Annotated in this window: 23 protein-coding genes and 1 pseudogene; 12 read left to right on the top strand and 12 right to left on the bottom strand. The window is 60.6% G+C overall.

What is annotated here, in order from left to right; genetic code table 11:
- Window positions 1-142 precede the first annotated feature (142 nt).
- The 5 genes from BT179_RS10240 (at window position 143) to BT179_RS10220 (ending at window position 4,177) form a co-directional block, all read left to right on the top strand.
- Complete coding sequence (locus tag BT179_RS10240; RefSeq protein WP_072430744.1) at window positions 143-1,138, top strand: TRAP transporter substrate-binding protein; 996 nt, start codon at window positions 143-145, stop codon at window positions 1,136-1,138.
- Window positions 1,139-1,204: 66 nt separating this feature from the next.
- A complete protein-coding gene (locus BT179_RS10235) occupies window positions 1,205-1,837 on the top strand; it encodes a TRAP transporter small permease (protein ID WP_072388490.1) in 633 nt (210 codons plus the stop codon).
- Window positions 1,834-3,117 carry a C4-dicarboxylate TRAP transporter large permease protein DctM gene (dctM, locus tag BT179_RS10230; protein ID WP_072388488.1) on the top strand — a complete coding sequence of 428 codons (1,284 nt, stop codon included), beginning with the start codon at window positions 1,834-1,836 and terminating at the stop codon, window positions 3,115-3,117. The genes BT179_RS10235 and dctM overlap by 4 nt, the downstream gene beginning before the upstream one ends.
- A 200-nt stretch (window positions 3,118-3,317) precedes the next feature.
- The gene (locus tag BT179_RS10225) at window positions 3,318-3,545 is read left to right on the top strand and encodes a hypothetical protein (protein WP_072388486.1); all 228 of its coding nucleotides are present in this window, start codon (window positions 3,318-3,320) and stop codon (window positions 3,543-3,545) included.
- Window positions 3,546-3,715: 170 nt separating this feature from the next.
- Entirely contained in the window at window positions 3,716-4,177 is a 462-nt protein-coding gene (locus BT179_RS10220; RefSeq protein WP_072388484.1) for a hypothetical protein, read from the top strand.
- A gap of 186 nt (window positions 4,178-4,363) precedes the next feature.
- Here the strand turns inward: BT179_RS10220 and BT179_RS10215 are convergent, their stop codons facing one another.
- The 9 genes and pseudogenes from BT179_RS10215 to BT179_RS10175 all read right to left on the bottom strand — a co-directional run bounded on the left by BT179_RS10215 (window position 4,364) and on the right by BT179_RS10175 (window position 16,989).
- Window positions 4,364-5,344 carry a peptide ABC transporter ATP-binding protein gene (locus BT179_RS10215; protein ID WP_072388482.1) on the bottom strand — a complete coding sequence of 327 codons (981 nt, stop codon included), beginning with the start codon at window positions 5,342-5,344 and terminating at the stop codon, window positions 4,364-4,366.
- The gene (locus tag BT179_RS10210) at window positions 5,344-6,312 is read right to left on the bottom strand and encodes an ABC transporter ATP-binding protein (protein WP_072388480.1); all 969 of its coding nucleotides are present in this window, start codon (window positions 6,310-6,312) and stop codon (window positions 5,344-5,346) included. Before BT179_RS10210 ends, BT179_RS10215 begins: the two co-directional genes overlap by 1 nt.
- A gap of 10 nt (window positions 6,313-6,322) precedes the next feature.
- Complete coding sequence (locus BT179_RS10205; protein WP_072430745.1) at window positions 6,323-7,234, bottom strand: ABC transporter permease subunit; 912 nt, start codon at window positions 7,232-7,234, stop codon at window positions 6,323-6,325.
- A gap of 10 nt (window positions 7,235-7,244) precedes the next feature.
- Entirely contained in the window at window positions 7,245-8,255 is a 1,011-nt protein-coding gene (locus BT179_RS10200; protein ID WP_072388476.1) for an ABC transporter permease subunit, read from the bottom strand.
- Between the two features lie 75 nt (window positions 8,256-8,330).
- Entirely contained in the window at window positions 8,331-9,926 is a 1,596-nt protein-coding gene (locus tag BT179_RS10195; protein WP_072430746.1) for an ABC transporter substrate-binding protein, read from the bottom strand.
- Between the two features lie 75 nt (window positions 9,927-10,001).
- Complete coding sequence (locus tag BT179_RS10190; RefSeq protein ID WP_072388472.1) at window positions 10,002-11,417, bottom strand: OprD family porin; 1,416 nt, start codon at window positions 11,415-11,417, stop codon at window positions 10,002-10,004.
- 171 nt (window positions 11,418-11,588) lie between these two features.
- On the bottom strand, window positions 11,589-13,190 hold the full coding sequence (locus BT179_RS10185; RefSeq protein ID WP_072430747.1) for an ABC transporter substrate-binding protein: 1,602 nt from the start codon (window positions 13,188-13,190) through the stop codon (window positions 11,589-11,591).
- A 316-nt stretch (window positions 13,191-13,506) separates the two neighbouring features.
- The gene (locus BT179_RS10180; protein WP_072388468.1) at window positions 13,507-15,132 is read right to left on the bottom strand and encodes an ABC transporter substrate-binding protein; all 1,626 of its coding nucleotides are present in this window, start codon (window positions 15,130-15,132) and stop codon (window positions 13,507-13,509) included.
- Between the two features lie 255 nt (window positions 15,133-15,387).
- Window positions 15,388-16,989, bottom strand: a pseudogene (locus tag BT179_RS10175) (ABC transporter substrate-binding protein).
- Window positions 16,990-17,388: 399 nt separating this feature from the next.
- On the opposite strand from BT179_RS10175, the gene BT179_RS10170 reads away from it, so the two are divergent.
- Together BT179_RS10170 and BT179_RS10165 are read left to right on the top strand one after the other, a co-directional pair.
- The gene (locus BT179_RS10170; RefSeq protein ID WP_072388464.1) at window positions 17,389-17,673 is read left to right on the top strand and encodes a type II toxin-antitoxin system Phd/YefM family antitoxin; all 285 of its coding nucleotides are present in this window, start codon (window positions 17,389-17,391) and stop codon (window positions 17,671-17,673) included.
- Window positions 17,639-17,947, top strand: coding sequence for a Txe/YoeB family addiction module toxin (locus tag BT179_RS10165; protein WP_072388462.1), 309 nt, complete (start codon window positions 17,639-17,641; stop codon window positions 17,945-17,947). The genes BT179_RS10170 and BT179_RS10165 overlap by 35 nt, the downstream gene beginning before the upstream one ends.
- A gap of 188 nt (window positions 17,948-18,135) precedes the next feature.
- Here the strand turns inward: BT179_RS10165 and BT179_RS10160 are convergent, their stop codons facing one another.
- Complete coding sequence (locus BT179_RS10160; protein WP_072430748.1) at window positions 18,136-18,852, bottom strand: SIMPL domain-containing protein; 717 nt, start codon at window positions 18,850-18,852, stop codon at window positions 18,136-18,138.
- Window positions 18,853-19,079: 227 nt separating this feature from the next.
- Between BT179_RS10160 and BT179_RS10155 the strand changes: the two genes are divergently transcribed.
- The 4 genes from BT179_RS10155 (at window position 19,080) to BT179_RS10140 (ending at window position 23,701) form a co-directional block, all read left to right on the top strand.
- Window positions 19,080-20,342 (top strand): ATP-binding protein, encoded by a 1,263-nt coding sequence (locus BT179_RS10155; RefSeq protein WP_072388458.1) that lies wholly within the window; start codon window positions 19,080-19,082, stop codon window positions 20,340-20,342.
- Entirely contained in the window at window positions 20,335-20,895 is a 561-nt protein-coding gene (locus BT179_RS10150; protein WP_025211826.1) for a response regulator transcription factor, read from the top strand. Before BT179_RS10155 ends, BT179_RS10150 begins: the two co-directional genes overlap by 8 nt.
- 88 nt (window positions 20,896-20,983) lie before the next feature.
- The gene (locus BT179_RS10145) at window positions 20,984-22,711 is read left to right on the top strand and encodes an ABC transporter ATP-binding protein/permease (RefSeq protein ID WP_072388455.1); all 1,728 of its coding nucleotides are present in this window, start codon (window positions 20,984-20,986) and stop codon (window positions 22,709-22,711) included.
- Window positions 22,712-22,954: 243 nt separating this feature from the next.
- Window positions 22,955-23,701, top strand: coding sequence for a FadR/GntR family transcriptional regulator (locus BT179_RS10140; protein WP_072388453.1), 747 nt, complete (start codon window positions 22,955-22,957; stop codon window positions 23,699-23,701).
- 203 nt (window positions 23,702-23,904) lie between these two features.
- On the opposite strand, the gene BT179_RS10135 is transcribed toward BT179_RS10140, so the two are convergent.
- Window positions 23,905-24,255 (bottom strand): hypothetical protein, encoded by a 351-nt coding sequence (locus BT179_RS10135; RefSeq protein WP_072430749.1) that lies wholly within the window; start codon window positions 24,253-24,255, stop codon window positions 23,905-23,907.
- A gap of 49 nt (window positions 24,256-24,304) precedes the next feature.
- Window positions 24,305-24,736, bottom strand: a complete 432-nt coding sequence (locus BT179_RS10130) for a hypothetical protein (RefSeq protein ID WP_072388449.1) — start codon at window positions 24,734-24,736, stop codon at window positions 24,305-24,307.
- Window positions 24,737-25,185: 449 nt separating this feature from the next.
- Between BT179_RS10130 and kdgD the strand changes: the two genes are divergently transcribed.
- Window positions 25,186-26,097, top strand: coding sequence for a 5-dehydro-4-deoxyglucarate dehydratase (kdgD, locus tag BT179_RS10125; protein WP_072430750.1), 912 nt, complete (start codon window positions 25,186-25,188; stop codon window positions 26,095-26,097).
- Window positions 26,098-26,146: the final 49 nt, after the last annotated feature.

Here is a 26,146-nt window from a genome sequence, read left to right as displayed (position 1 = left end):
TGCGGCGTTTGTTCGCCAACCGTTTGAAAATCTTCATCGCCCTCCGGCAAGCCGTTTTTCTGCCTAGACTCAGATTGTTTCGCCGTGCACCGCGTTTTGAATGAGCCGTACGAAAAAAATAAAACCAAGAGGAAGTCCTGCCATGTTCAAACCTGTATGGAAAGCGCTCGTCTGCATGTTGGCCCTCAGTGCGTTGAGCACGGTCATGGCCGCAGATCCGGTGGTCATCAAGTTTTCCCATGTGGTCGCCGAGCAGACGCCCAAAGGCCAAGGCGCGCTGATGTTCAAGAAACTCGTGGAAGAGCGGCTGCCAGGCAAGGTGAAGGTGGAGGTCTACCCCAACTCCTCGCTGTTCGGCGACGGCAAGGAAATGGAAGCCCTGCTGTTGGGGGACGTGCAGATGATTGCGCCCTCGCTGGCCAAGTTCGAGCAGTACACCAAGACGGTGCAGTTGTTCGACCTGCCGTTCCTGTTCGATGACATTGCCGCGGTGGACCGTTTTCAGTTGAGCCCCGAGGGGCAGAAGTTGCTCAAGTCCATGGAGAGCAAGAACATCACGGGTCTGGCTTATTGGCACAACGGGATGAAACAGTTGTCGGCCAACAAACCGCTGCGCGAACCCAAGGATGCGCGTGGCCTGAAATTCAGGGTACAGGCTTCGGCTGTTCTGGAGGAGCAATTCAAGGCCGTCAATGCCAACCCGCGCAAGATGAGTTTTGCCGAGGTGTACCAAGGGTTGCAGACCGGTGTGGTCAACGGTGCGGAAAACCCGTACTCGAACATCTACAGCCAGAAAATGCATGAAGTGCAGAAGTACATCACCGAGTCCAACCACGGTGTACTCGACTACATGCTGATCACCAACACCAAGTTCTGGAACGACCTGCCGGCGGACATCCGCACTGAGCTGGACAAGATCCTGGTCGAAGTCACTGCCCACGTGAACAAGGAAGCGGCGCAACTGAACGAGCACGACAAGCAGCGCATCCTCGACGCCAAGACCACCGAGATCATTACGCTCACCCCGCAAGAGCGCAACGCATGGCGCGACAAGATGAAGCCGGTGTGGAAAAAGTTCGAAAGCGATATCGGCGCTGACCTGATCAAGGCGGCCGAAGCCTCCAACAAGGCCCAGTGATTGGTTGGCCGCGCTGCCGTCCGGCAGCGTCGGCCTGTCGTCGTCTTCCACAGCAGAGGTCACGCCATGAACGCCCTTCGGCGCACCTGGGAACATTTCGAGGAAGGGTTCATCGCCTTCCTCCTCGCCGCCATGACGCTGGTTACCTTCGTCTATGTGGTGCTCAACAATCTCTACAGCGTCTTCTACAGCCTGGGTGACCGTTGGCCGGGCGCCAGTGAGCTGCTGTTCGCCACGGGCGATTCCATCATGGCCATGGCTCAGGCCATGACCTGGAGCACGTCCCTGACCAAGGCACTGTTTGGTTGGCTGATTTTTTTCGGGCTGTCCTACGGTGTCCGCACCGCCGGGCACATCGGTGTCGATGCGTTGGTGAAACTGGCCAGCAAGCCGGTGCAACGCTTCATCGGTGTCATCGCTTGCCTGTGCTGCCTCGCTTACGCCGGGTTGCTGGCGGTGGCGAGCTTCGAATGGATCAACACCCTGATGATTGCCCAGATCGGCGCCGAGGACCTGGGCCATTTCGGCATCATGCAATGGCACATCGGCCTGATCGTGCCGGTCGGCTTCGCCCTGGTGTTCATCCGGTTCGCCGAAATTCTTGTCCGGATCCTGGGCAATCGCCAGACGGGCCTGGGCCTGGCCGATGAAGCGGCCGAAGCCGTCAAGCTGACCGAACACGAGGAAGACAGACCATGACCATTGCCTTCCTGTTCGTGGCGCTGTTCGTGCTGATGTTCATCGGCGTGCCCATTGCGATTTCGTTGGGGTTGGCCGGTTCGCTGACCATCATCTTCTTCAGCCCCGACTCGGTGCGTTCGCTGGCGATCAAGCTGTTCGAAACGTCCGAACACTATACGTTGCTGGCGATTCCATTCTTCCTGCTGGCGGGTGCGTTCATGACCACGGGCGGCGTGGCACGAAGGCTGATCGATTTCGCCAACGCCTGCGTCGGACATATCCGTGGCGGGCTGGCGATCGCGGCGGTGCTGGCGTGCATGCTGTTTGCGGCACTCTCGGGCTCCAGCCCGGCAACCGTGGCGGCGGTTGGCTCCATCGCCATTGCGGGGATGGTGCGCTCGGGTTATCCACAGGCGTTTGGGGCGGGCATCGTGTGCAATGCTGGCACCCTGGGGATATTGATCCCGCCATCGATCGTCATGGTGGTCTATGCCGCCGCGACAGAAACGTCGGTGGGCAAGCTGTTCATGGCCGGTGTCGTCCCAGGCCTGCTGCTGGGGTTTGCATTGATGGTGGCGATCTACATCGTCGCGGTGAAGAAAAACCTGCCGGCCATGCCCAGGGCGACACTGCGGGAGTGGCTGAGCACCGCGCGCCAGGCGATCTGGGGCCTGTTGCTGATGGTCATCATTCTTGGCGGGATCTATTCAGGAATGTTCACACCGACCGAGGCGGCCGCCGTGGCTGCGGTGTACTCGGCGTTCATCGCATTGTTCGTCTACAAGGACCTCTCGTTCCGCGAGACGCCCAAGGTGCTGCTGGAATCGGCCAAGTTGAGCATCATGCTGATGTTCATCATCGCCAACGCCATGCTCTTCGCTCATGTGCTGACCACCGAGCAATTGCCGCAGCAAATCACCGCGTGGGTGCTCGATGCCGGCCTGACCCCCGTGACGTTCCTGCTGGTGGTGAACATCGTGCTGCTGATTGCCGGTGCGTTCATGGAGCCTTCGGCGATCATCCTGATCCTGGCACCGATCCTGTTTCCCATCGCCATGAAGCTGGGCATAGATCCGATCCACCTGGGCATCATCATGGTCGTGAACCTGGAAATCGGCTTGATCACGCCGCCGGTGGGGCTGAACCTGTTCGTCACGTCGGCCGTGACCGGCATGTCCCTGCCCGCCACCATTCGGGCGGCCATGCCCTGGTTGATGATTCTGCTGGCGTTCCTGGTCCTGATTACCTATGTGCCGTGGATTTCCCTGGTGCTGCCTAACTGGATGGGCATGAGCTGAGCCTGATTCTGTCGGGAGACCGGCCTGCGGGCCGCTACACAGCATAACGCTTGGAAATAAGCGTTATTCGAAAGTGGTCTGTAGGTTCAGGGCATTCTGCCTCGGGTTGCGCGTCCTAATCCTTAGGAGCCAGCCTCTAGGGGAGTGGTATCCCGGATGCCGTCGGGTCACGGCTTCATTTCAGACAAGAGGAATCGGCTATGAACAGGTTTCTGCACATGATGTTCGTATTGAAAGTGCTGGTGATGCTGTCCCTCGGTTCATCGCTCGCCTGGGCCGAGTGCGATGAACATGACAAGCAGGCGCTCAATGGCCAGGTGACGCAGGGCGCGATGATGATCGCGACGAATGACGAAGGGACATCCGGCGATACGGACGATGACGACTCGTCCATCGATACGGATGAAGAGGGCGATAGCCAGACCTGATCCAGGCGTCGCGGTTCGCTGCTTTCAATAAAAAACGCCCTGGTAACAGGGCGTTTTTTATGTGTGCGTCCGGGTAAACCCATCATTCACTGTCAGGTCTGACAGTAGACGCTTGTGCGGTTGGCTCTTATAACTCGAATGCGATTCAGCTGGGAGTGGAGAGCAGAAAAATGAGCATCAACGACCAATCAGCACAAGCGATGGGATACTTGAAGGGATGGGTAGGCGGCGTCGCGTTTGATTCAACTTCGCTCACGTTGATGGCTGACGAGAGCAGTGAGGATTTTGTGATCCAGGCCAGTTGGAGAGGCGGCGATGGGCGTCAGAGAGAGCTGATCTTCTATATTCCCGAGCGCGGTCGGGAGCCGAAGGTCTATCGGTTTCCTTCTATTGAAGGCGCGGGCGCCTACTATGAGATCGCGGGAGAGCGAACCATGGACTGGCAGGGCGGTTCCATTACCCGGGAGCGGGTGGATTTTACGTCGTCCGACTCAGCGCAATGGCAGGTGCTGCTGGGGTTCAATTTTGAAGTCAATCTCGATGGGCAGGCTGTGTGGATTAAAGGAGAGGGGCAGGCCATTGGGGCATCGCCCTGGGGTAAGAGCATGCGTCAGCGGTTTGCCTTGGCCTGAACCCTGTGGCGAGGGGATTCATCCCCGCTGGGCTGCAAAGCAGCCCCCAAAACTTCAGACATGATTTTTGTCTGGAACATTGAATGGTCAGTTTTCAGGGGGGCTGCGCAGCCCAACGGGGATGAATCCCCTCGCCACAAGGGCGGTGTGTCATTGATAGACAATACCGCCCTTCCAATCAGGCTCTTATGCCGCACCGCCGAGGAACTGCTCGGCGTAGTGACACGCTACCTGACGGTTATCCAGCAGGCGCAGGGCCGGCTCTTCGGTCTTGCAGCGCTCGGTGGCGTAAGGGCAGCGCTTGTGGAAGGCGCAGCCGGGTGGCGGGTTGAGCGGGTTGGGCAGCTCGCCGACGATCTTGATCTTCGGCTTGTTCGGGTCCGGATGGATGGTCGGGGTAGCCGACAGCAGCGCCTGGGTATACGGGTGCAGCGGGCGGCTGTAGATGGCTTCCTTGGGGCCCATTTCCACCGGACGGCCGAGGTACATCACCATCACATCGTCAGCGACGTGCTGCACCACCGCCAGGTTGTGGGAAATGAACACATAGGCGGTGTTGAATTCCTGCTGCAGGTCCATGAACAGGTTCAGCACCTGGGCCTGGATCGACACGTCCAGGGCCGAAGTCGGTTCGTCCGCCACCAGTACCTTAGGCTGCAGCATCATGGCGCGGGCCAGGGCGATGCGCTGGCGCTGGCCGCCGGAGAACATGTGCGGATAGCGCTGGTAATGCTCGGGGCGCAGGCCCACCTGCTTCATCATCGCCTGGACTTTTTCCCGCCGTTCGGAAGCCGACAGGCTGGTGTTGATCAACAACGGCTCGGCCAGTTGATCGCCGATCTTCTGCCGTGGGTTGAGGGACGCATAGGGGCTCTGGAACACCATCTGCACGTCCTTGCGCAACTGCTTGCGCTCGGCCTTGTTGGCGCCGGCCACTTCCTGCCCGGCGATTTTCAGGGAACCGGCGGTCGGCTCCTCGATCAGCGTCAGGGCCCGGGCGAGGGTGGATTTGCCGCAACCGGATTCGCCCACCACGGCCAGGGTCTTGCCGGCCTCCAGTTCGAACGACACGCCATTGAGGGCGCGCACGGTGGCGTGGCCCTTGAACATGCCGCGGGACACTTCGTAGTGACGGGTCAGGTCACGGGCGGTAAGTACGACGGCCATCACGCCACCTCCTGGTTCAACGGGTAGAAGCAGCGGGCGAGGCTGTTGGTTTTCGGGTCGAGGGCGGGACGTTGCTGGCGGCAGTTATCCTGCACGTACGGACAGCGCGGCGACAGCAGGCAGCCCTGGGGACGGTCGTAGCGACCGGGGACGATGCCCGGCAGTGTGGCCAGGCGCTCGGCACCCATGCTGTGTTCCGGAATCGCCGCCAGCAACGCTTCGCTGTACGGGTGGGCGGGAATGTCGAACAACTGCGGGACCTTGCCCACTTCCACGGCCTGCCCGGCATACATCACGCACACGCGCTGGGCGGTTTCGGCCACCACGGCTAGGTCGTGGGTAATCAGCACGAGACCCATGTTCTGCTCTTTCTGCAACGCCAGCAGCAGGTCCATGATCTGGGCCTGGATGGTCACGTCCAGGGCGGTGGTGGGTTCGTCGGCGATCAGCAGCTTCGGTTCGCCGGCGATGGCCATGGCAATCGCCACGCGCTGGCTCATGCCACCGGACAGTTGGTGAGGGTAGGCGTCCATGCGGTTGGCGGCGCCGGGGATCTCGACTTTTTCCAGCAGTTCGATGGCGCGCTTGCGGGCCGCCTTGCCGGTCATCTTCAGGTGCAGGCGCAGCACTTCCTCGATCTGGAAACCCACGGTATAGCTGGGGTTGAGCGCGGTCATCGGGTCCTGGAACACCATCGCCAGGTCCTTGCCGACAATCTGCCGACGCTGGCGGCTGTTGAGCTTGAGCATGTTCTTGCCGTCGAAGTTCAGCGCGTCGGCCGTGACGATACCGGGATGATCGATCAGACCCATCAACGCCATCATGGTCACGGACTTGCCGGATCCCGACTCGCCGACGATGGCCAGCACTTCACCCTTTTCCACGGTCAGGTCCAGGCCGTCGACCACTGGAACGGCGTTGGCATCGCCGAAGCGGACGTTGAGATTCTTGATTTCTAGCAGTGACATGGGAATCTCCTCAGGCGGCATTCTTGAGTTTCGGGTCCAGCGCATCGCGCAGGCCGTCGCCCATCAGGTTGATTGCCAGCACGCTGAGCAAAATGGTCAAACCGGGCAGGCTCACCACCCACCAGGCGCGTTCGATGTAGTCGCGGGCCGAAGCCAGCATGGTGCCCCACTCCGGGGTGGGCGGCTGGACGCCAAGGCCGAGGAAGCCCAGGGCGGCGGCGTCGAGGATCGCCGAGGAGAAGCTCAGGGTGGCCTGGACGATCAGCGGCGCCATGCAGTTGGGCAGCACGGTGATGAACATCAGGCGCGGCAGGCCGGCACCGGCCAGGCGTGCGGCGGTCACGTAGTCGCGGTTCAGTTCGCCCATCACCGCGGCGCGGGTCAGGCGCACGTAGGACGGCAGGGAAACGATGGCGATGGCGATCACGGTGTTGATCAGGCCTGGGCCGAGGATGGCGACGATGGCCACGGCCAGCAGCAGCGAAGGCAGGGCCAGCATGATGTCCATCAGGCGCATGATGGTCGGGCCGAGGACCCGCGGGAAGAACCCGGCGAACAGCCCCAGCAGGATGCCCGGGATCAGCGACATCACCACCGACGACAAACCGATCAGCAGCGACAGGCGCGAACCCTGGATCAGGCGCGACAGCAGGTCGCGACCCAGTTCGTCGGTGCCCAGCAGGAACTGGATCTGCCCGTCTTCGAGCCAGGCCGGCGGAGTCAGCAGGAAGTCGCGGTACTGCTCGCTCGGGTCATGGGGGGCGACCCAAGGCGCGAAGATCGCGCAGAACACCACCAGGATCATGAACATCAGCCCGGCCACGGCGCCCTTGTTGCGGGAAAACGCCTGCCAGAACTCTTTGTAGGGGGACGGGTACAGCAGGCTTTGATCGACTGCTACCGAGGTAGTTGGAGTACTCATTGATTTGATCTCAGCGCTGGTGACGGATACGTGGGTTGGCAAAGCCGTAGAGGATGTCCACGACGAAGTTGACCAGAATCACCAGGCAGGCGATTAACAGGATGCCGTTCTGCACCACGGGATAATCCCGGGCGCCGATGGCTTCGATCAGCCACTTGCCGATGCCCGGCCAGGAGAAGATCGTTTCGGTCAGGACCGCGCCGGCCAGCAGGGTGCCGACTTGCAGGCCGACCACGGTCAGTACCGGGATCAGCGCGTTGCGCAGGCCGTGGACGAATACCACGCGCGCCGGCGAAAGGCCTTTGGCCCGGGCGGTACGGATGTAGTCCTCGCGCAGCACTTCCAGCATCGAGGAGCGGGTCATCCGGGCGATCACCGCCAGCGGAATGGTGCCCAGCACGATGGCCGGCAGGATCAGGTGGTGCAAGGCATCGAGGAAGGCGCCCGGCTCATCGGCCAGCAAGGTGTCGATCAGCATGAAGCCGGTTTTCGGCTCGATGTCGTAGAGCAGGTCGATCCGTCCGGACACCGGGGTCCAGCCCAGGGACACCGAGAAGAACATGATCAGGATCAGGCCCCACCAGAAGATCGGCATGGAATAACCCGCCAGGGAGACGCCCATCACCCCATGGTCGAACAGGGACCCTCGCTTGAGTGCCGCGATCACCCCGGCCAGCAGGCCCAGGATACCGGCGAACAACAGGGCGGCCATGGACAGTTCCAGGGTCGCGGGAAACAGGGAGCTGAACTCGGTCCATACGCTTTCACGGGTGCGCAGCGATTCGCCGAGATCGCCGTGGGCCAGTTTGCCGATGTAGTCCAGGTACTGGGCGTACAGCGGCTTGTTCAGGCCAAGGCGTTCCATTGCCTGAGCATGCATTTCGGGATCGACCCGACGTTCGCCCATCATCACTTCCACGGGGTCGCCGGGGATCATGCGAATCAACGCGAAGGTCAGCAAGGTGATGCCGAAGAACGTGGGGATCAATAATCCCAGTCGGCGGGCAATAAAACTAAACATCTTCAGGTGTACCTCATCAGCCGGTTAGGCGTGCCCGGCAGCCCTGGGGTCAGGGATGCCGGGGCATCTTCTTATCTACTTCACCTGGGTGGTGGCGAAGTTATTGGTGGTGAGCGGGCTAATGGAGTAGCCCTCTACGTTCTTGCGCATTGCCGTGAACATCCGGGTGTGGGCCATGCTGATCCATGGCTGGTCCTGGTTGAAAATCACCTGGGCCTGTTCATAGAGCTTGATCCGCTCTTCGGGGTTCACTGTGGCGCGGGCCTGGTCGATCAGCGCCTGGAATTTCTCGTTGCACCAGCGGGCGTAGTTTTCGCCGTTCTTGGCCGCCTCGCAACTGAGCATAGGCGTCAGGAAGTTATCCGGGTCGCCGTTGTCGCCCGCCCATCCGGCGGACACCATGTCGTGCTCGCCGTTTTTCGCGCGCTTGAGCATTTCGCCCCATTCCATCACACGGATGTCCACCTTGAGCCCGATCTTGGCCAGGTCGGCCTGCATCATCTGTGCGCCGAGCATCGGGTTGGGGTTGGTCGGGCCGCCGCCGTTGCGGGTGAACAGGGTCAGCACGGTGCCTTCCGGCACGCCGGCTTCCTTGAGCAACTGGCGGGCCTTGTCCAGGTCCCGCGGCGGGTTCTTCAGCTCATGATTGAAGCCCAGCAGTGTCGGCGGGTACGGGTTGACGCCGACGGTGGCGTTGCCTTTGCCGAACAGGGCATTGACGTAGGCTTCCTTGTCGAAGGCGATGTCGATGGCCTTGCGGACCCGGACGTCGCTCAGGTACTTGTGCTGGGTGTTCATGGCAACGTAGGACACGGTCATGGCGTCCAGTTCATCGACTTTCAGGTTGGGGTCTTTCTTGATGCTTGGAATGTCATCGGGCTTGGGATACAGCGCGACCTGGCATTCGTTGGCCTTGAGTTTCTGCAGGCGGACGTTGTTGTCGGTGGCGATGGCCAGTACCAGGGCATCGGCCGGCGGCTTGCCGCGGAAATAATCCGGGTTGGCCTTGAAGCGTACCTGGGCATCCTTGTTGTAGCGCTGGAAGACAAACGGCCCGGTGCCCACCGGCTTGCTGTTGAGATCGCCGGTCTTGCCGGACTTGAGCAACTGGTCGGCGTATTCGGCCGGGTAGATCGAGGAGAAGGCCATGGCGATGTCGGCCAGGAACGGCGCTTCGCGACGGGTCAGGCTGAACTTGACCGTGTGTTCGTCGACTTTCTCGACGCTTTTGAGCAGCTCTTTGAAACCCATGCTTTCAAAGTAGGGGAAGCCCACGCTCGACAGCTTGTGCCACGGGTGGTTCGGGTCCAGCTGGCGCTGGAAACTCCAGACCACGTCGTCGGCGTTCATGTCGCGGGTCGGCTTGAAGTATTCGGTGGTGTGGAACTTGACGCCCTTGCGCAGGTGGAAGGTGTACGTCAGGCCATCGTCACTGATGTCCCAGGATTCGGCCAGGGCCGGAATCACTTCGGTGGTGCCGGGCTTGAAGTCGGCCAGGCGGTTGAAAATGGTTTCTGCCACGGCGTCGGCAGTGACTGCAGTCGTGTACTGGACCATGTCGAAGCCTTCCGGGCTGGCTTCTGTGCAAACCACGAGGGGCTTGGCCGTGGCGCCAACGGCGACACTCAGCAACGCGGCGGCGATGGCTGCGCGTAGGGGAATCATGTTCATCGTCAAATCCTCTGCAATCGATGTAACGGTAAAGCCGGGCGGCCGACCTCGTGAGTCGACCGCCCGGCGCAGGGTTTACAGAATGTTGAACGGGATGGTGGTGACCAGGCGGAACTCGTTGAGGCTGCCGTCGGCCTGGTTTTCACTGGCGCGGTGGGCAGTATAGGTCGCTCGGATAGCAGTGGCTTTCAGAGGGCCGCTCTGCACGGCATAGGACGCGCCGATGCCGTACTCGTAGTGGTGTTCACCGTCCATCGCCCGCACATCGCTATATCCGGTGCTGTTGTAGTGGGTACCGTCGATACCCCAGCCGCGCGCCTGGTAGATGTTGAACTTCAGGCCAGGCACGCCGTACTCGGCCATGTTCAGGCCGTAGGCGATCTGGAAGGATTTCTCGTTCGGGCCGTTGAAGTCCGACAGCAGGGAGTTGGCCAGGTAGATGCCGTTGGTCTCGTGCAGGTAGTCGAAGTACTCGTTGCCGTTCACTTCCTGGTAGGAGAACGTCAGGCTGTGGGCCTGGTGGGTCAGTCCGAACGACAGGGAGTAGGTGTCGTTGTCGATCTCGCCCAGCTTGCTTTTGCCCGAGTCCACGGTCTTGTAGTAGTTCAGGCCGGTGGTCAGGCTCAGCACCGAGCTGTCCCCCAGTTCATGGGTGGCGCCAAAGTAGTACTGGTTCCACATGTCCTCGGCTTCGGTCGCCCAGAGACTGGTCTTCAGGCTGGCCAGTGGCTGGTAGGTGATACCGGCGGTGTTGACGTGATCGGTCTCGACACTGCTGTCACCGTATTCGGAGCGGAACTTGCGCTGGCTCTGTTCGGTACGTGGCGAGTTACGGTCGAAGGTGGCGATATCGAAAGCCAGGTTCTCGAACTCTTCACTGTGCAGGCTCACACCCTGGAAGCTGGAGGGCAGTGCACGGTTGCCGATGACGTCGACCATCGGGCTGCTGAAGTTCTGGCGGCCGGCGGTCAGGGTGGTATTGGAAACGCGCGCCTTGACGTTGGCCAGGCCCAGTTTGCTCCATTGGCCGACGGCGTCGCCGCCTTCACGGGTCAGCGTACGGTTGTTGCCGGCGCCAGGACGGGTGGTCGGGGCACCGCCGTTGTTGGACGCCAGGTCCTTGCGGTCCTGGTCCAGGGCGATGGCGTTGTAGGCCGCCAATTCGGTGCTGAAGCCCACGGTACCTTCGGTGAAACCGGAGTTGTACTTGACGATGGTGCCTTGTACCCAGTTGATGCGGCGGTCGGTCTCACGGGCTTCGCCGTTCTTGCGATAGGTGAGTTTCGTACCGCGCTTGAACTGCTCGTTGGCATACCAGTTACGGGTAGTGCCGGTCACCGATTGCCCTTCGATGAAACCAGTGGCTTCACTTTGCGCGCTGGTGGTCTTGAGGGTCACAGGAGTGACCGCCTGGCTCTGCGACTCCGCATAGGCGGTCGCGGTAACGCTGCTGATGGCCAGGGCCAGTAACGCGCTGCTGCTCAATTTCATTGTGAAGCTCCTTTTTCTTTCTTTATTTAACGCCGGTCTTTTTTGGTGATACGGCTTTGGTTTTACAACTCATCACAGTTCGCAAACGTTTGCTGGGTGTCTGAATGGCGAATTCAGGCAAAACGGCTGCATGAGGGTCCCGCAAGGGACCCCCGCCAATGCATGGTTGGGTTATGGCGCCAGGCTGACGCCGGAGAACACGTTGCGTCCGAAGGGGCTGACCTTGAATCCTTCGACTTTGGCGCTCAACGGCTGGTTGACCGTCGAGTGAGCGACAGGGGTGATCGGCACTTGCTGCTTGAGCAACTGCTGGGCCTGTTTGTAGAGCACGGTGCGCTGGTCGCGGTCGGTGACGACCTTGGCCTGCTTGATCAGCTTGTCGTAGTCCTGGTCGCACCACATGGAGTAGTTGTTGCCACCGATGGCATCACAGCTGTACAGCGTGCCGAGCCAATTGTCCGGGTCCCCGTTGTCGCCCGTCCAGCCGATCAGGCTGATGTCGTGTTCGCCGTTCTTGGTGCGCTTGATGTACTCGCCCCATTCGTAGCTGACGATCTTCACTTTCAAGCCGATCTTCGCCCAGTCGGCCTGGAGCATCTCGGCCATCAGCTTGGCGTTGGGGTTGTAGGGGCGCTGCACGGGCATGGCCCACAGGGTGATTTCGGTGCCTTCCTTGACCCCGGCGGCCTTGAGCAGCTCCTTGGCTTTTTCCGGGTTGTAGGGCGCGTCCTTGATGGTGTCGTCGTAGGACCACTGGGTCGGTGGCATGGCGTTCTGTGCCAGTTGCCCCGCGCCCTGGTACACGGCATTGAGGATGCCCTGCTTGTTCACCGCCATGTCCAGTGCCCGGCGTACTTCGACCTGGTCGAACGGTTTGTGGCGAGTGTTGTAGGCGATATAGCCAAGGTTGAAGCCGGGTCGTTCGATCAACTGCAGCTTGGGGTCGTTCTTCAGCGCCGGCACGTCGGCCGGGCGCGGATGCAGGGTGACCTGGCATTCGTTGGCCTTGAGCTTCTGCACCCGCACCGAAGCGTCGGTGTTGATGGAGAAGATCAGGTTGTTCAGCTTGACCCGCTCCGGCGCCCAGTACTGCTTGTTGGCCACGTAGCGGATGTTGGAATCCTTCTGGTAGCTCTTGAACTCGAAAGGCCCGGTGCCGATGGGTTTCTGGTTGATGTCGCTCGGCTTGCCGTTCTTGAGCAACTGGTCGGCGTACTCGGCCGACAGGATCGAGGCGAAGCTCATGGCGATGTTCTGGATGAACGCGGCGTCCACGCTGTTGAGGGTCATGACCACCGTCAACGGCCCGGTCTTTTCCACCTTGGCGATGTTCTTGTTCAGGCTCATGCCGTTGAAATAGGGGAACTCGGTGGGGTAGGCCTTGCGGAACGGATGCTGCGGATCGAGCATGCGGGTGAAGGTGAACACCACGTCGTCGGCGTTGAAATCCCGGGTCGGGGTGAAGTAGTCGGTGGTATGGAATTTCACGCCTTCGCGCAGGTGGAAGGTGTATTTCAAGCCGTCTTCGGAAATGTCCCAGCTCGTCGCCAGGCCTGGGACGACATTGGTCGCGCCCTTTTCAAACTCGGCCAGGCGGTTGTACAGCGGTTCGGCGGCATCGTTGTCGGTGGCGGTGGTGTATTGCGCCGTGTCGAAGCCGGCGGGACTGCCTTCGGAGCAGAACACCAGGCTGCCGTTGGCGGCCAGGGCCGCGGATGTCGTGGCCAGCAGGCCGGTACTCAGCAATGCGGATAAAACCAGGGTATGGCGCATGACGCTCCCTCTCTCGTTCGGGGTGTTTGACAGTGAGGCGGCAACCTTCCGAAGGGCCGGGTCACTGGGTTCATTCCATTGCGTGCAGCGATGACACAGGTGCCGGCAGATCGACCAGGATTCGACGGTATGAGTCGCGGGCCGGGTCGTAAATGCGTAACGCCTGAAAGACTTGTAAGAAAGGGCGATAGTCCTGGTCTTGCTGTCAGGCTTGCGAAAGTCGCAGCCTGGGACAGGGCCTGAGGGACGTAGGCGATTTCCTGGGTCTCGGCAGATAAAGCAACGGCGACGTCAAGAAACGTCGCCGTTGCATACCTTATTTGTCGACGCTGACACCGTAGAAGGAGTTCAAGCCAAACGGGCTGATCTTGAAGTCCTGCACATTGGTGCGCATGGGTTGGAACACCGTCGAGTGAGCGATAGGTGTCATCGGCACCGCATCCTTGAGGATGTGTTGTGCCTGTTTGTACAGCTCGGTGCGCTTGGACTGGTCCGAAGTGCGCTTGGCCTGCTTGACGATGTCGTCGAACTTCTTGTCGCACCACTTGGAGAAGTTGTTGCCCTGCAGCGAGTCGCAACCGAACAGCACGTTGAGCCAGTTGTCCGGGTCACCGTTGTCGCCACTCCAGCCGATCAGCATCGCGCCGTTCTCGCCGCCCTTGGAACGCTTGATGTACTCGCCCCACTCGTAGGTCACGATCTTGGCCTTGATGCCGATCTTGGCCCAGTCGGACTGCAGCATTTCGGCCATCAGCTTGGCGTTCGGGTTGTAGGGGCGCTGGACCGGCATCGCCCACAGGGTGATCTCGGTGCCTTCCTTGATGCCCGCTTCCTTGAGCAGTTCCTTGGCTTTCTCGGGGTTGTACTGCGCATCCTTGATGGTGGTGTCGTAGGACCACTGGGTAGGCGGCATGGCATTGACGGCCAGTTGGCCGGCGCCCTGGTACACCGAATCGATGATCTGCTGCTTGTTGACGGCCATGTCCAGTGCCTGGCGCACTTTCAGCTGGGCCATCGGGTTGGGCTGGTCGCTGCCCTTGATCTTGTCCATCACGTTGTAGGCGATGTAGCCCAGGTTGAAGCCCGGTTGGTCCGGCATCTTCAGGTTCTTGTCTTCACGGATGGCCTTGAGATCGGCCGGACGCGGGAAGAGGGTGACCTGGCATTCGTTTTTCTTCAGCTTCTGGATACGCACCGACGGGTCGGTGGTGATGGCGAAGATCAGGTTGTCGATCTTCACGTCATCCGGGTTCCAGTATTCCTTGTTGCCGGTGAAGCGGATGTTCGAGTCTTTCTGGTAGCTCTTGAAGACGAACGGACCAGTGCCGATGGGCTTCTGGTTGATGTCGGCGGGCTTGCCTTCCTTGAGCAGCTGAGCGGCGTATTCGGCCGACTGGATGGAGGCGAAGTGCATGGCCATGTTCTGGATGAACGCAGCGTCGACGGCATTGAGGGTGAACCTGACGGTCTTGTCGTCCAGCTTCTCGACCTTGGCGATGTTGGTGTCCATGCCCATGTCGGTGAAGTACGGGAATTCGGTCGGGTACGCCTTACGGAACGGATCGTCCTTGCTGATCATGCGGTTGAAGGTGAACAGCACGTCATCGGCGTTGAAGGTACGGGTCGGCTTGAAGTACGGGGTCGTATGGAACTTGACGCCTTCACGCAGGTGGAAGGTGTAGGTCAGGCCATCTTCGGAAATGTCCCACTTGGTCGCCAGGCCCGGGATCACGGCGGTACCGCCACGCTCGAACTGGGTCAGACGGTTGAAGATGGTTTCGGCTGAGGCGTCGAAGTCGGTTCCGGTGGTGTATTGACCCGGGTCGAAACCGGCCGGGCTGCCCTCGGAGCAGAACACCAGGTTAGCCGCCGCTTGGGCGAAGGGTGCGCTGGCTAATAAGCTGGCGCCGACTAAAAACGGAATGACCGCGTGTTTAAGCATGTTGGCCTCATGATTTGTTGTCATTTTTGGATTTGAGGGCGACCTCGTGAGTCGTCCTGCGGATACTTATGCAGGCCCCATACCCAATGCAAGATCCAGAGCGGTTGCAAATCTGAAACAGTGGCACGAACGTACCTTAATGTCGCATCTGTGTAACTTCTGACGCGGTTGATCGTTTGCGCGGGTTTTTTCGGTGCAAAACGCGCCCTTTATCGGTGCGCGGCGGCGTGGCCGGGCACCGGTTCGGGGCGGGTTTTACTTGTGCAAACCCACGCCGTAGAAGGGTGTCAGGCCAAACGGACTGAGCTTGAAATCCACCACCTGTTTGTTTATCGGTTGGAACACCGTGGAGTTGGCAATGGGGGTGATGGGCACCTGTTGCTTGAGGATCTGCTGCGCCTGGCGGTACAGGTCGATCCGTCGCTGGCGGTCGGTGGAGACCTTGGCTTGCTGGACCAGGCGGTCATAGGCCGGGTCGCACCACTTGGCGTAGTTGCTGCCCTTGACCGCCGCGCAACTGTAGAGCACCCCCAGCCAGTTGTCGGGGTCGCCGCTGTCGCCGGTCCAGCCGTAGATCATCGCGTCGTGCTCGCCGTTCTTGGCGCGCTTGATGTACTCGCCCCACTCATAGCTGACGATGTTGGCCTTGATGCCGATCCTGGCCCAATCCTGTTGGATCATCTGCGCCGACATCCGGGCGTTGGGGTTGGAGGCGCGCTGCACCGTCATCGCCCATAAGTCGATGGTAGTACCTGGCGCAACCCCGGCCTCCTCGAGGAGCGCCTTGGCCTTGGTCACGTCATGGGGCGCATCGCGTATGGCCGGATCGAACGACCATTGCGCCGGCGGCAAGGCGTTCTGCGCCAGTTGGCCGGCGCCCTGGTAGACAGCCTTGATGATCGCCGGCTTATCGATGGCCATGTCCAGTGCCTGGCGGACCTTGAGCTGGTCCAGGGGCGGGTGCGTGACGTTGTAGGCCAGGAAGCCCAGGTTGAATCCCGGCTGCTTGAGCACTTGCAGGTTGGGGTCCTGTTCCATCACTTCGATGTCGGCCGGACGCGGGTAGCCGCTGACCTGGCATTCGTTGCGCTTGAGCTTCTGCAGGCGCACGGCGGCGTCGGGGGTGATGGAGAAGATCAGGTTGTCGATCCTCACATCCTCGGGTTTCCAGTAGGCCTTGTTGCCGGCGTAGCGGATCTGCGAGTCCTTCTGGTAGCGCTTGAACACGAACGGGCCGGTGCCGACCGGTTTCTGGTTGAGGTCGCCGGCCTTGCCTTCCTTCAATAGCTGCGCGGCGTATTCGGCGGACTGGACCGAGGCGAAACTCATCGCCAGGTTCTGCACGAAGGCCGCATCGACGTTGTTCAAGTCGAAGCGTACGGTGTGCTGGTCGATTTTCTCGACGCGCTTGATCGTGGTGTTCAGGCCCATGTCGGTGAAGTACGGCGACTCGGTGGGGTAGGCCTGGCGGAACGGATGCTGCGGGTCGAGCAGGCGCTGGAAGGTGAACACCACGTCGTCTGCGTTGAACTCGCGGGTGGGGGTGAAATAGTCGGTGGTGTGGAACTTGACGCCCTCGCGCAGGTGGAAGGTGTAGGCCAGGCCGTCGGCCGACACCTCCCAGCTTGTCGCCAGCCCCGGTTCCACCTCGGTGCCACCGCGTCTGAATTGGGTGAGGCGGTTGAAGACGGTCTCAGCCGAGGCGTCGAAGTCGGTGCCGCTGGTTTACTGGCTGGGATCGAACCCGGCGGGGCTGGCTTCGGAGCAGTAGACCAGGGTGGTGGCGGCCTGGGCCATTGGAATGCTGCCGATCAGGGCGAGGGTGAGTAGGAGTGGTTTGAAGGTGGTTCTGTCCATGAAATCCCTTGGCGGTGGTGACGATTTTCCTGAGGGTAGCGGTTGGGGTGGGACGGGGGAAATAGCCAAAAGTGCGAGGGACTGGTGGATTTGGATATACCGTGCAGTGCTTGAAGGCATTTCGTACGAGTCGAGTTGTCCGGCGCAGAGTTTTGAAATTGTACAGAACGTTGTACTATGTGCGCGCTCGGCCGTCATCGCTTTTGCTGGACGACTGAGAAGGCATCGAGGTTTAGCCAAGTGCCAGATTTACCTTGATACCCCCGCTTGCGGCGTGGATTCAAGGACTCCGCTTCTCAGCGGAGGAGACAAGTGCCCCGCTGTTGTTCCGCGGGAAACTCTCAAACCACCAGGGCGGTCCTGGTTTCGCCTGAGCTGGCCTCAGGAGGGAATTAGACGATGCATGTAATAACTTTCAGCCAGGCTCGTGCCGCCCTGAAGCAGACGATGGACGATGTATGCCGAGATCATGAGCCGACGGTCATCACCCGTCAGCGTGGTGATCATGTAGTGATCCTCTCCTTGGAGGACTACAACTCTATGGCCGAGACGATGTATCTGTTAGGTACAGAGTCGAATGCCACGCGCTTACGCCGTTCTGTTGCACTGCACAAAGCCGGGAAAGCCTTTGCCAGGGAGCTTCCTTTAAATGTCGGCAAAACAGAAACAGAAGAACAAAGCTAACGCCCGCGAGAACGTGGTAATTGCATTTGTGCCAGACGGTTGGGAAGACTACCAATACTGGGACGCAAACGATCCAACCAAACACGCGACGGTAGATGAGCTTATCGAGGCCTGTCTTCGCGACCCATTCAAGGGGGTTGGTCGACCTGAACCGTTGAAAGGGGATTTAACGGACTATTGGTCACGCCGTATCGACAAAGAGCATCGCTTTGTCTACGCCTATGAGAATGACACGCTGACAGTCATTTCATGTCGCTTCCACTACACGAAGTAATGCCCGACAAAAAGCCCGCGGTTGCGGGCTTTTGTATTTGTGGTGCCTTGAGCGGTGGAGCTCTTGCAGAGGCCCTGCTGCCATTCATCTGACACATTGCGGTGTCAGGGGGGCTGATTGCAGCCCAGCGGGATAAATCCCCTCGCCACAAGGGCTTCTCTGGGCTGATGGCACAGTCAGTCCATCGATTACTGCATCAACACCTCAATCGCCCCATCCGCCGTCATGCTCACTTGACTGGTACCGGGTGCCACTTCCGGCGTCACGGACTCCGCATCCATGGACGCGCCTTTCATCATCATTTGCGGGCGCATGAAGGGTTGTGGATAACCGTTGGTGTTGAGGTTCAGGTTGACGATTTTGTAACCCTTGCCGCCCAAGGCCTCGGTGGCCAGTTGGGCGCGGGCCTTGAAGGCGTTGACCGCGTCCTTGAGCAGGGCGTTTTCGCTGCTCTGGCGGGTGGCGGTGGAGATGGCGAAGTCCATGCCGCCCATTTTCATGTCGGTGAGCAGTTCGCCGGTCAGCTTGGACAGGGCGGCGAAGTCGGCGCTTTCCAGGCGCAGTTCGGCGCGTTCGCGCCAGCCGGTGATTTTCTGGCCTTTGCTGTCGTAGATCGGGTAGCTGTTGCGGCTGCCCTGGCGCAGGGTGATGTCCTTGACCTGCTTGGCCTGGCCGATGGCCTTGTTCAGCGTCGTGCTGACGGCGGCGGCGAGCTTGGCCGGGTCGGCGTTCTGGTCCTCGGTGTAGAGGGTGACGATCATCAGGTCACGGGCCACTTCCTGGCTGGCTTCGGCGCGCAGGGAAATCTGGTTGTAGTGAAGCTCGTCGGCGGCCATGGCCGGCAGGCTGGCGACGGTGCCGAGGCTGACGGCGAGCAGGGCGGCGTGGCGACTGAACGTGTGCATGAAAGCTCCTTGGAATGAGGCGCAGGGGTGAGGTCCGGGCCTGCGTGAAGGATAAGACTCTAGCTTTTATGGGCGGGTTCGCACAGTTACAACTTCTATACAGATACCTGCCAGAGTGGGCAGTGTGTCATTTCGAAGCTGTGGCGCTTTGCCGCATAGCTGTCTGTGCCGCCCATGCCTTGGTTATACTCCGTGCGATTCGCCTGGAGCGCTCATCAGGAGAGCTCATGCTCGTCCCTTTGCAAATGACTTCCGCCTCTCGCCAGAACCTCTGGCGCCTGACGTTCATCCGGATCCTGGTCCTGGCCGCCCAGGCCGGCTCGGTAGGGCTTGCCTACTGGTTCGACCTGCTGCCGTTGCCCTGGCTGCAACTGGGGATCACCCTGGCCTGTTCCATGGGGTTGTGCGTGTTGACGGTCATCCGCCTGCGCACGTCCTGGCCGGTGACCGAGTTGGAATACGCGGTGCAACTGGCCTTCGACTTGTTTATCCACAGTGCGCTGCTCTACTTCTCCGGCGGTTCCACCAACCCGTTCGTGTCCTATTACCTGGTGCCGCTGACCATCGCCGCGGTGACCCTGCCGTGGCGTTATTCGCTGATTCTCTCCGGCATCGCCCTGGCGCTGTACACCTTGCTGCTGGCGCGCTTCTATCCGTTGGAAACCTTCCCCATCGCCCGGGAAAACCTGCAGATCTATGGCATGTGGCTGAGTTTCGCCCTGGCCGCGGCGGTCATCACGTTTTTTGCCGCGCGCATGGCCGAGGAACTGCGCCGTCAGGAAGAGTTGCGGGCCATTCGTCGTGAGGAAGGCCTGCGGGACGAACAACTGCTGGCCGTGGCCACCCAGGCGGCTGGCGCTGCCCATGAGCTGGGAACACCGCTGGCGACCATGAGCGTGTTGCTCAAGGAAATGCGCCAGGACCATCCCGACCCGGCCCTGCAGGACGACCTCGGCGTGCTGCAGGACCAGGTCAAGCTCTGCAAGGAAACCCTGCAGTACCTGGTGCGCGCCGCCGAGGCGAACCGCCGGTTGGACATCGACATGCAGGCGGTGACTTTCTGGCTCGACGAGGCCCTGAACCGCTGGCACCTGATGCGTCCGGAAGCCAGTTATCGCTTGCAACACCTGGGCAAGGGCGTGGTACCGCGCATGGCGCCGCCGCCGGACCTGACCCAGGCGTTGCTGAACCTGTTGAACAATGCCGCCGATGCCTGTCCCGACAACCTGGAAGTGGCGCTGGACTGGAACGCCTACGAGATGACCATCTGCATCCGCGACCACGGCGCCGGCGTGCCGCTGGCGATTGCCGAACAGATCGGCAAGCCATTCTTTACCACCAAGGGCAAAGGTTTGGGCCTGGGCCTGTTTTTGAGCAAAGCCAGCGTGACACGCGCCGGCGGCTCGGTGAAACTCTACCCCCATGAGGGAGGCGGCACGCTCACCGAGCTGCGCCTGCCCCGTGCCGACCGAGGAGACGAACATGAGTGACGAGATCCAAGTCGACGGCGAAGAGCTGCCGCACCTGTTGCTGGTTGATGATGACGCCACGTTCACCCGCGTCATGGCCCGCGCCATGTCCCGTCGCGGGTTTCGCGTCAGCACCGCCGGTTCCGCTGAAGAAGGCCTGGCCATCGCCCAGGCCGACCTGCCGGACTATGCGGCCCTGGACCTGAAGATGGACGGCGACTCGGGCCTGGTGCTGCTGCCCAAGCTGCTGGAGCTGGACCCGGAAATGCGCGTGGTGATCCTCACCGGCTATTCGAGCATCGCCACGGCGGTCGAAGCCATCAAGCGCGGCGCCTGCAACTACCTGTGCAAGCCGGCGGACGCCGATGACGTGCTGGCCGCGCTGCTGTCCGAGCATGCCGACCTCGACACCCTGGTGCCGGAAAACCCGATGTCGGTGGATCGCCTGCAATGGGAGCACATCCAGCGGGTGCTGACCGAGCACGAAGGCAATATCTCCGCCACCGCTCGCGCCCTGGGCATGCACCGGCGCACCTTGCAGCGCAAATTGCAGAAGCGTCCGGTGCGCCGCTGAACCAGCGCTGAACGGATGTTCTCCCTCTCGCGATAAATCGGGCCGATGCTCTATGATCGGCCCGATTCTTTTGATCGGGCTTTAAACCATGAATCAGAACGCTGAATATTCCGCGGTCAACGATGCGGTGCGCGGACAGTTTTTCCGTCGTGTCTGGCAAATGACCACTCCGTACTGGCGTAGCGAGGAGAAGGGAAAGGCCTGGACGCTGCTGATCGCCGTCATCGCGCTGTCGCTGTTCAGCGTGGCGATCTCGGTGTGGGTCAACAGTTGGTACAAGGATTTCTACAATGCCCTGCAAGAGAAGAACGACACGGCATTCTGGCAACTGATCCTGTATTTCTGCGGCATTGCCGCCGTGGCGATCCTGGGGGCGGTATACCGGCTGTATCTGACGCAGATGCTCACCATCCGTTGGCGGGCCTGGCTCACCGAACAGCATTTCGCCCGCTGGCTGAACAACAAGAATTACTACCGACTGGAGCAGGGCGGCTATACCGACAACCCGGACCAGCGGATTTCCGAAGACCTCAACAGTTTCACCACCAACACCCTGGGCCTGGGGTTGGGCCTGCTGCGCACCGTGGTCAGCCTGGTGTCGTTCTCGATCATTTTGTGGGGCGTGTCGGGCAGCATCGAAGTGTTCGGCTACACCATCCCTGGCTACATGTTCTGGTGCGCCCTGGTGTATGCCGCGGTGGGCAGCTGGCTGACGCACCTGATCGGTCGCCGGCTGATCGGCTTGAACAACAACCAGCAACGCTTCGAGGCGGACCTGCGTTTTTCCATGGTGCGGGTGCGCGAAAACGCCGAGAGCATTGCGCTCTATAACGGCGAGCCCAACGAGAACCGACGCCTGAGCGGGCGTTTCGGCCTGGTCTGGCATAACTTCTGGGACATCATGCGGGTGTCCAAGCGGCTGACCTTCTTCACTTCCGGCTATGGTCAGATCGCGATCATCTTCCCATTCATGGTTGCTGCACCGCGTTACTTCGCCGGCAAGATCCAACTGGGCGAGCTCATGCAGATCAACTCGGCGTTCGGCAATGTGCAGGAGAATTTCAGCTGGTTCATCGATGCCTACGCCCAGCTCGCCGAGTGGCGCGCCACGTGCGATCGTCTGCTGAGCTTCCGCCAGGCCATGAGCGACAACGAAGAGCGGGTGCCGGCCATCGAAGTGGAGAACCAGGGCAGCCTGCTGAAGGTGGAGAACCTGGGGCTGGATGTGGCCGACGGTCGGCATCTGCTCAGCAACGCCGCCATGACCGTCGAACCCGGCGAGCGGGTGATGCTCAGCGGCCGCTCCGGGAGCGGTAAATCCACGCTGTTCCGGGCGATGGGACACCTGTGGCCCACCGGGCACGGGCGCATCCTGCTGCCGGCGGCGCGTTACCTGTTCCTGCCGCAGAAACCCTATCTGCCGATCGGCAGCCTGCGCGAAGTGCTCAGTTATCCACAGCCCGGGGATGTATACCCCAACGAGCGTTATGCACAGGTGCTGGAAACCTGTCGTCTGCCACACCTGGTTTCTCGACTGGACGAAAGCAATCACTGGCAGCGCATGCTCTCGCCGGGTGAACAGCAGCGTCTGGCCTTTGCCCGGGCATTGCTCTATGCCCCGCTGTGGTTGTACATGGACGAGGCCACGTCGGCCATGGACGAGGAAGACGAAGCGACGCTGTACCAGGCGCTCATCGATCAGTTGCCGGGATTGAGCATTGTCAGCGTCGGCCACCGAAGCAGTTTGAAACGTTTCCACCCACGACAGGTGCGCATCGAAAATGGCCAACTGGTGGAGCACACCGTGACCGCTTGATGACCATGCCGAACATTACTGTGGCGAGGGGATTTATCCCCGCCGGGCTGCGCAGCAGCCCTTGCTCTACCTATATACGCCACGGTGTTGCGCTTGATTTGATAGGGGCGCTTCGCGCCCCGGTGGGGACAATCCCCTCGCCACAACGACAATTCCCAACGAGGGCTGTACGGTAGGACGGTGATCGTACAACCACGTTGCGCTATGATGATGACCATTAGCCGCCTGCCGAGACACTGACCCATGGAAAACCCCATCGATTTACCACGCCTCCCCCGCAAGCGCCGCAGCCTGGCGCAGGAGCTGGTGACGGTGTTGTCCGAGCAGATCCGCGACGGCGTGCTCAAGCGGGGCGATAAACTGCCCACCGAGTCGGCGATCATGGAGGCCCACGGTGTAAGTCGTACCGTGGTTCGCGAGGCGATTTCCCGCTTGCAGGCGGCCGGCCAGGTGGAAACCCGCCATGGCATCGGCACGTTCGTGCTGGACACGCCCAGCCCGAGCGGTTTCCGTATCGATCCGGCCACGGTGGTCACGTTGCGTGATGTGCTGGCGATCCTGGAATTGCGCATCAGCCTGGAGGTGGAGTCGGCCGGGCTCGCCGCCCAGCGTCGCACCGACGAGCAATTGGCAACGATGCGCGCCGCCCTCGATGCCTTGAGCGAGAGCGCGGCCCACGCCACCGATGCGGTGGCCTCGGACTTCGCCTTCCACCTGGAAATCGCCCTGTCCACCGGCAACCGTTATTTCACCGACATCATGACCCACCTGGGCACCAGCATCATCCCGCGCACCCGCGTGAACTCGGCGCGCCTGGCCCATGACGACCAGCAACACTACATGGACCGCCTGAGCCGTGAGCACGAGGAAATCTACGAGGCCATCGCCCGCCAGGACTCCGACGCCGCCCGTGCCGCGATGCGCTTGCACCTGACCAACAGCCGCGAGCGGTTGCGCCAGGCCCATGAAGAGGCCCAGGCGCAGGGCTAGCTGAAAGTTGAACGATACCGACCGTCGCAACTGTCAGTCCTGACAGTTCGATCGCTGTCCCTATTTGCCCTTGACTGGCGGTGCGAATGAACGCACCTCCCCATTGATGGGGCAAGAGGACAACGCAATGGTCAACTCCAACGATAAGCAGGTTCAGCGGCTCCCCGCACAACGGGGCTGGCGTAAGGGGACGCAGAAAGCCCCTACAGCACCAACGAAAGCTCCAGGATTTCAGAGCGTGTTGGGTTGCCAGTATTGTAGTTAATAACGGTGTACTGCATTTTGGCTGTCGCTCCAGCCGTCAGCCCTTTCTCGAACGTCGATTTTGGAATTGCGAAGCCCAGTGGGAAGCGCTGGTCAGCGGTTAAAGCAACACTGTCAGTCCAGGTATTACCGGTGCTGGTCGTCACGGTGAATCTAACCTCGTCGCCTGCCCGATGGTTTTCGTATTGTCGAACCTCTGCCTTCGCAGGGTCGGGGAGTTTGGGTACGTCAACCACACCCTCTGTGGCATGTGAGAAGTAAGGTTTTTCCGGTTGTCTCGACGTTTTCATGATGGTTTCCTTTACAGGAATGGATTGGCGCGCAGCTCGTACCATGGCCTTAGGGTACGATTTTCAACGTGATCGGCTTGGAGTTATCCGGGTCATAGCTCTCGTTCGAACACCGGTAGCGCAGCTTCACCGATGTGCCGATGTAGGCTTTCAATACATCGTTGGATACGCTCATCAACACATCCTTTCGGGGCGAAGGCACGTCGAAATCATCCGGATGAGTCTCCGGATCCTTGTCGTAGACACCCATCGCTTCAGCGTGGGTGTCTTCCCATCCAGGGTGCGTCTCGGACTCCAGGACCAACCGACACGATGAGGTGACCGAGATCTTGTTCGGATACGGAATCCGGACCGTTAGCCCATCGCCAAGCTTCGACAGGCTGACCGTCACTTCTTCGCAGAGCTGTTCGGCAGGAAATTGCGTGAGAATGGGTTTCTCGAATCTCTCTTGGGTCTTTGCACTGTCATTGTCGTCCGACATGGGGTCTCTCCTTAAGGAGTCGCCTTTGCATCGAGGGGGCGACTCACTTGCAGCTTCATTTCGAATGCAGGAAGGAACCTGACCACGCGCGACCAGCTGCTTCACACAGGCTCTTCCTAAGAGGGCTTGCTCACGCCTTACCCGTCGGCGCTGAACAGCCACAGCTGCGTTATCCTCCCATCCCATGACGACGCCTACTGACAGAGTTGACAGTGACGACCAACGGTCTTCACCTCGGGCGGCTCCAGGAATCTTCACCTTCGTAGCTGTCACCTGGACCACGCTCAAAAGCGCGGTCTACAAGGCCCCTGATGGATTCCGAGCAGTGGCGCTCCACACAAAAGATGAAATGCAGTTGACGTTCTCATTTTAAGTTGTACGATGACTTACAACTTCTGACAGAAGCTTACCTTTCATACACACAACTTGCGTCCCAGGGTGTTCGAATAATGAATCCACAAGAACTGAAGTCCATCCTCTCGTCTGGCCTGCTGTCGTTCCCGGTCACCGATTTCACTGTCCAAGGCGATTTCAATCGCGACAGCTACATCAAGCGCCTCGAGTGGCTGGCCCCGTACGGCGCTTCTGCGCTGTTCGCAGCAGGCGGCACCGGTGAATTCTTCTCCCTGGCCGCCAGCGAGTATTCGCAAGTCATCAAGACCGCCGTCGACACTTGCGCCACCAGCGTGCCAATCCTTGCCGGTGTTGGCGGTGCCACCCGCCAGGCCATCGAATACGCTCAAGAAGCCGAGCGCCTGGGCGCCAAGGGCCTGTTGCTGCTGCCGCACTACCTGACCGAAGCCAGCCAGGACGGCGTCGCCGCCCACGTTGAAGCCGTGTGCAAATCGGTGAAGATCGGCGTGGTGGTGTACAACCGCAACGTCTGCCGCCTGAACGCCGTTCAGCTGGAACGCCTGGCCGAGCGCTGCCCGAACCTGATCGGCTACAAGGATGGCCTGGGCGATATCGAGTTGATGGTGTCGATCCGTCGTCGCCTGGGCGACCGTTTCAGCTACCTGGGCGGCCTGCCGACCGCCGAAGTCTACGCCGCGGCCTACAAGGCCCTGGGCGTGCCGGTCTATTCCTCGGCGGTGTTCAACTTCATTCCGAAGACCGCCATGGACTTCTACAACGCCATCGCTCGTGATGATCACGCAACTGTTGGCAAGATCATCGACGACTTCTTCCTGCCTTACCTGGACATCCGCAACCGCAAGGCCGGTTACGCAGTGAGCATCGTCAAGGCCGGCGCGAAGATCGTTGGCCACGACGCGGGCCCTGTGCGCACGCCGCTGACCGACCTGCTGCCAGAAGAATACGAAGCCCTGGCCGCGCTGATCGACAAGCAAGGCAAGCAATAACAGACCGACAAGGCCGCTGAGCAATCAGCGGCTTTTTGCGTAAGGCTTG

The sequence above is a fragment of the Pseudomonas sp. NFACC43 genome (assembly GCF_900119645.1).
Taxonomy (GTDB): Bacteria; Pseudomonadota; Gammaproteobacteria; order Pseudomonadales; family Pseudomonadaceae; genus Aquipseudomonas.
The sequence above is the reverse complement of the archived record's forward strand: the minus strand, read 5'-3'. Positions and strand labels throughout refer to the sequence as shown.